Below are 4670 nucleotides of genomic sequence, written 5' to 3'. Positions count from 1 at the left end.
CTTGCGTTATAAACCACTTCGTTAATCGATTGTTTGATTCCAGTTTTCGTATAGCGTTCTTTTTCTTCATCCAGATGTCGGATGATATTTTCGGTGAGAATAATCCCGATATCCACCATCGTTCCAATAGCAATGGCAATTCCAGATAAAGCAACAATATTGGCATCTACATTAAAGAATTTCATCGAAATAAAAACCATCAAAACCGCAACTGGTAATAATCCGGAAATAAGTACGGAAGCTCTTAGGTTAAAAACCATGATGATAATCACAAATATGGTGATAAGAATTTCCAGACTTAAGGCTTCGTCCAGCGTATCTAAGGTTTCCTGAATCAATTCTGATCGGTCATAAAAAGGAACAACAGTAAGTTGCGAAATCCTTCCATCTGAAAGTTCTTTGGAAGGTAAGCCGGCATGTAATTCGTTTATTTTATCCTTTACATTATTGATAACTTCCATCGGATTGGCACCATAACGCGCCGTAACAACACCACCTACAACTTCGGCACCTTCTTTGTCTAAAATTCCTCTTCGTGGTGCGGGTCCTAAACTTACATTAGCAATATCCTTGACGCGAATAGATGTATAGTTTTCTGAAGTCACAACAGCTTCTTCAATATCTGCAACCGATTTAATATAGCCCAGACCTCGAACCAAATATTCCACTTGGTTGATTTCCATGGTTTGCGCACCAATATCCTTATTACTTTCCTTGACCGCTTTGACAATTTCAGATAAACCGATATTGTATTGACGCATCAATTCGGGTTTCACGTCAATCTGATATTCCTGAACATAACCGCCAATCGACGCTACTTCTGAAACCCCGCTCGCTGCCGAAAGTCCGTATTTTACGTAGTAATCCTGAATGCTACGCAGTTCGTGCAAATCCCAACCGCCTGTTACATTGCCATCTTTATCACGACCTTCTAAGGTGTACCAGTAAATCTGTCCCAATCCTGTAGCATCTGGACCCAAAGATGGATTCACGCCTTCGGGAAGTAAACCCGATGGCAGGGAATTGAGTTTTTCTAAAATCCGGCTTCGACTCCAGTAGAATTCTATATCCTCTTCAAAAATAATATAGATACTCGAAAAACCGAACATTGAAGAACTACGGATCGTCTTTACACCCGGAATTCCCAATAAAGTTGTCGTAAGCGGATAGCTAATTTGATCTTCAATATCCTGAGGAGATCGACCTTCCCATTCGGTGTAAATAATTTGTTGATTTTCGCCAATATCGGGAATGGCATCCACCGCGACAGGATTGGACGGTAGAAAACCTGTGTCCCACTTAAAAGGGGCATTGACCACTCCCATACCTACAAAAAGTGCGAGCAACAAGACTGCTACCAGCTTGTTTTCTATTAGAAATTTGATGCTTTTATTTAGCATTTGTATTGATTGTTAAACAGTTGAACATTGATTAAGATTCTGTAATACAGAATATTAAACGACATAGAATAAACCCGAAATGGTAAAACCAAAGGGCATTTTTCCAATCCAAAAGGTATAATTGGATTAGAAACTGTTTAAAATCAAATGATGTAAGTCTCGTCTAGTTTATAGATTTCCCTAATGACGAGTGGTGGTTTATAGTCTTCAAAAGAAGTTTCGTTTTTATCGACACTTTCAAATAGACTCAAATAAGAATAAACAAAGGATGCGAAAAACAATTGCTTTTCAAAAGTGATTTTATTGAATGCAACATGCAATTCATCTTGACCAGACACAATAGTCTGCTCATCATCACAGCAATTTTTATCAGTTACACTACAGCTTTTAGAAGCTGGTTTTTCCATCTCCATTCCACAAGTTTCTGCTTTATGGAAAACGGCAACATTCATTAAACTATCCCCGCAATAATGCATATCAATAATAAATGACATTGTAGAAAATAAAACTACAATAGCCATCGACACAGATATTATTTTATGGAATATTTTTTTCATACAATTCACAAAGTTAATATTTTTTAAAAAGAATACTATTAATTAACAATATATTATAATGGAAATAGATGACCAGTTGTTTCTTTATAAAAAGTCAAATGACTGATTTATCCTTAGCTTCATCAATGATTTCACGCAGTTTGTCATCAAAAAAATCTATTGGATCTAGACGGCAATCTTGAAGTTCCTCAAATTTTACGTTCTAAGAAAGTGTTTAGTTTTAATTATTTATGAAATCTTTAAACACGATGATTTTCTTTTATAAGACACCATGAAAATACAAGACGAGATTCAATCTAGAATTTTAAACATTGCACAAACCGATGATCGGATTAGGGCGGTTATCCTAAACGGCTCTAGAGCAAACGCCAAGGTCACTCCAGATGCATACCAAGATTATGATATCGTTTTTATTGTCAAGGATTTTGACCAATTTTTAAATGATCGAAATTGGATCAATCTGTTGGGAACTCCAATTTTACAACAACTTCCAGACGAAATGGAATTAGGAAAAGATGAAAATCATAAAAAATTCTCCTTTACGTTTCTGATGATTTTTGATGACGGAAATCGCATTGACTTGACTTTATTTCCTTATGAAAAATTCGATACGCATTTTGAAATAGATAGTTTAACCCTTGTTTTGTTGGATAAAGACCAATTGTTTAAGACTATTCCAGAGCCATCAGATGTTGATTATCACATCAAAAGACCAACTCAAAAGCAATTTATGGAAGTTTGCAATGAATTTTGGTGGACCGCAACGTATGTCGCAAAAGGCTTAAAACGAAAAGAAATCATCTATGCGAAAGAAATGATGGAAACTGTTGTGAGACCCATGTTTTGGCAACTTTTGGAATGGCATATTGGAAGTGAACATGATTTTAAAGTTTCAGCAGGAAAATCAGGCAAGTTTGCTGACAAATTTTTGAGTGAAGCACTTTATAAGGCTGTTTTAAAAACGTATTCAAATGCCAATCTTGAAAATAATTGGAATGCTTTATTTCTTATGTTGAAACTATTTAAAAAGCAACAAAAGCAGTTAGCAGAAAAACTTCACTTTGAATGGAATCAAGATGAAGCCGAAAACTCAGGATCAAGAACATTAGTTGTGGACTAAGCAAAAATATTCTTCAATCTGAACAGGAAAAAGGTCTTATCCCTAACGCCTCTAAAATTGGCTCTGAACCTCTTTATTTTAGAGTTGAACGATTCTGCCGATGCATTTGTGCTTCTTTTCTCGAAGTAGTTTATTATCTCTTTGTAATGGACCGTAAAAGTCTTTAACAGGATATTGAACGATTTAAACCCCGATTCCTCAATATGTCTGAACCATTGGGCGAGCCTTGTCATGGCCAGTGATTTCGGAATTCTCTGATTGTAGATCGTTCGAAGTTCATTGGTCAATCTGTAGGCTTGCTCCAGCTCGGGATAAAGCTTGAATAAGATCCTGGCCCTTTCCACTTGGTTTTCCGTCCAGTTGTTGGGGCTTTTGTATAATAAATGCCTACTTCTTGCCAATAACTGCTTTTTGGTATCACCGTTGGAATAAAGCTCTGGGCTATGTGTCCTTCCCGACTCCTTCGCTTCCTGTATAGTTTTGTACTCTTGTTCGATCGCTTCCCATCGATGTCTTATCCGTATCTCCTGAAGTGCTTCCGAGGCCAACTTCTGGACATGGAACCTGTCCACTACCTGGGCTGCAGCGGGGAAACAGGTTTTAGCGATCAGCTTCATGGACCCTGCCATATCAAGGGTAATCTCTTTGACCTTTAGCCTGAGCTTGCGGTCGATCTTTAAAAGATGTCCGATAACCGTTTCCGACTTTGTTCCCCTTATTATTGCTACTAAAGATCCTTTGCGTCCCCGTGCCCGCTTCGAGGTCAGAACGGTGTAGAGCTCACCTCCGGACAGGGCTACTTCATCTATCGACAGTTCCTCTGTAATGTTCTCGGGAAATATCAGCCACTGCTCGGCATGCGGGCGATCTTCCCAAGTCTTGAAATCGCTGATCTTCTTCTTGTACTGTCTTTGAAATTTCTTTCCGTCCAGACCATACATCTCGGCTATGGTCTTACAATCCAAAGGCTTGGTATCGGCTGATCTCTTTTAAAAAAGTGGCAAACTCTGTGGTCATACGAGTGCCCTTTGCTACTAAATTCCAGTCTCTTTTGAGTATGTCGCCACTATCCTTATCCATCCACCGTCGCCGTTTTATGTGCAGTTTGGTAGCCTTTCCCCTTAACGGAAAGTCCTCTACGGTTATCGATGGAAGAAACCCTTTTGAAATATATTGCCGGCTTGAAAACTCTTCCGGGATAACATTCTTCTCTTCGAATTCAATGTGCAAGGTTTCATCAGGGGTCTCATAAACCTTAGTAATATCGAAGTATTCGACAAGGTATTCCGGTAGTAAGGATTTAAGTATGTCTTCTGCTTTCATGCAGACTAAAATACTAACTATTGGGAAACCCTCCACAAGTTTTGTGACTGATCCAAAACTCATCTAAATACATCATGAAACTCTACGAAATCTAGAAAAAAAATCTGATTTATTTCCACAAAAAAAGCCTTCAAATTTCTTTGAAGGCTTAAATTCTGGGTGGAAGACCGGGCTCGAACCGGCGACCCTCGGTACCACAAACCGATGCTCTAACCAACTGAGCTACATCCACCATGTAGCAGCATTCTGCAATGCGACTGCAAATGTAAT

The 4670-nt window shown here is 38.4% G+C and carries 5 protein-coding genes and 1 tRNA gene; 1 reads left to right on the top strand and 5 read right to left on the bottom strand.

The annotated features are described in order from the left end of the window. Together VNJ50_RS10105 and VNJ50_RS10100 are read right to left on the bottom strand one after the other, a co-directional pair. Window positions 1-1400 (bottom strand): efflux RND transporter permease subunit (locus VNJ50_RS10105; protein ID WP_325581482.1); only part of this gene is annotated, 1400 nt, incomplete at its 3' end. A gap of 143 nt (window positions 1401-1543) precedes the next feature. Next, complete coding sequence (locus tag VNJ50_RS10100; RefSeq protein WP_325581480.1) at window positions 1544-1957, bottom strand: HYC_CC_PP family protein; 414 nt, start codon at window positions 1955-1957, stop codon at window positions 1544-1546. 271 nt (window positions 1958-2228) lie between these two features. Between VNJ50_RS10100 and VNJ50_RS10095 the strand changes: the two genes are divergently transcribed. Then, window positions 2229-3077, top strand: coding sequence for an aminoglycoside 6-adenylyltransferase (locus tag VNJ50_RS10095; RefSeq protein WP_325581478.1), 849 nt, complete (start codon window positions 2229-2231; stop codon window positions 3075-3077). Here VNJ50_RS10095 and VNJ50_RS10090 read toward each other — a convergent pair. The 3 genes from VNJ50_RS10090 to VNJ50_RS10080 all read right to left on the bottom strand — a co-directional run bounded on the left by VNJ50_RS10090 (window position 3074) and on the right by VNJ50_RS10080 (window position 4633). Beyond that, window positions 3074-4018 carry an ISAon1 family transposase gene (locus VNJ50_RS10090; protein WP_325581476.1) on the bottom strand — a complete coding sequence of 315 codons (945 nt, stop codon included), beginning with the start codon at window positions 4016-4018 and terminating at the stop codon, window positions 3074-3076. The genes VNJ50_RS10095 and VNJ50_RS10090 overlap by 4 nt on opposite strands. A gap of 13 nt (window positions 4019-4031) precedes the next feature. Continuing rightward, window positions 4032-4400 carry an ISAon1 family transposase N-terminal region protein gene (locus VNJ50_RS10085; protein ID WP_325581474.1) on the bottom strand — a complete coding sequence of 123 codons (369 nt, stop codon included), beginning with the start codon at window positions 4398-4400 and terminating at the stop codon, window positions 4032-4034. 157 nt (window positions 4401-4557) lie between these two features. Next, window positions 4558-4633, bottom strand: a tRNA-His gene (locus VNJ50_RS10080). Window positions 4634-4670: the final 37 nt, after the last annotated feature.

The sequence above is a fragment of the Gelidibacter sp. genome, from assembly GCF_035577925.1.
Taxonomy (GTDB): domain Bacteria; phylum Bacteroidota; class Bacteroidia; order Flavobacteriales; family Flavobacteriaceae; genus Gelidibacter.
Note: the sequence above shows the minus strand (reverse complement) of the source record. Positions and strands in the feature narration are given on the sequence as shown.

Bases quoted from the DNA above. Each gene is read 5' to 3' on its own strand.
- VNJ50_RS10100 (WP_325581480.1), bottom strand. From the start codon at position 1,957: ATGAAAAAAATATTCCATAAAATAATATCTGTGTCGATGGCTATTGTA.
- VNJ50_RS10095 (WP_325581478.1), top strand. From the start codon at position 2,229: ATGAAAATACAAGACGAGATTCAATCTAGAATTTTAAACATTGCACAA.
- VNJ50_RS10090 (WP_325581476.1), bottom strand. From the start codon at position 4,018: ATGTATGGTCTGGACGGAAAGAAATTTCAAAGACAGTACAAGAAGAAG.
- VNJ50_RS10085 (WP_325581474.1), bottom strand. From the start codon at position 4,400: ATGAAAGCAGAAGACATACTTAAATCCTTACTACCGGAATACCTTGTC.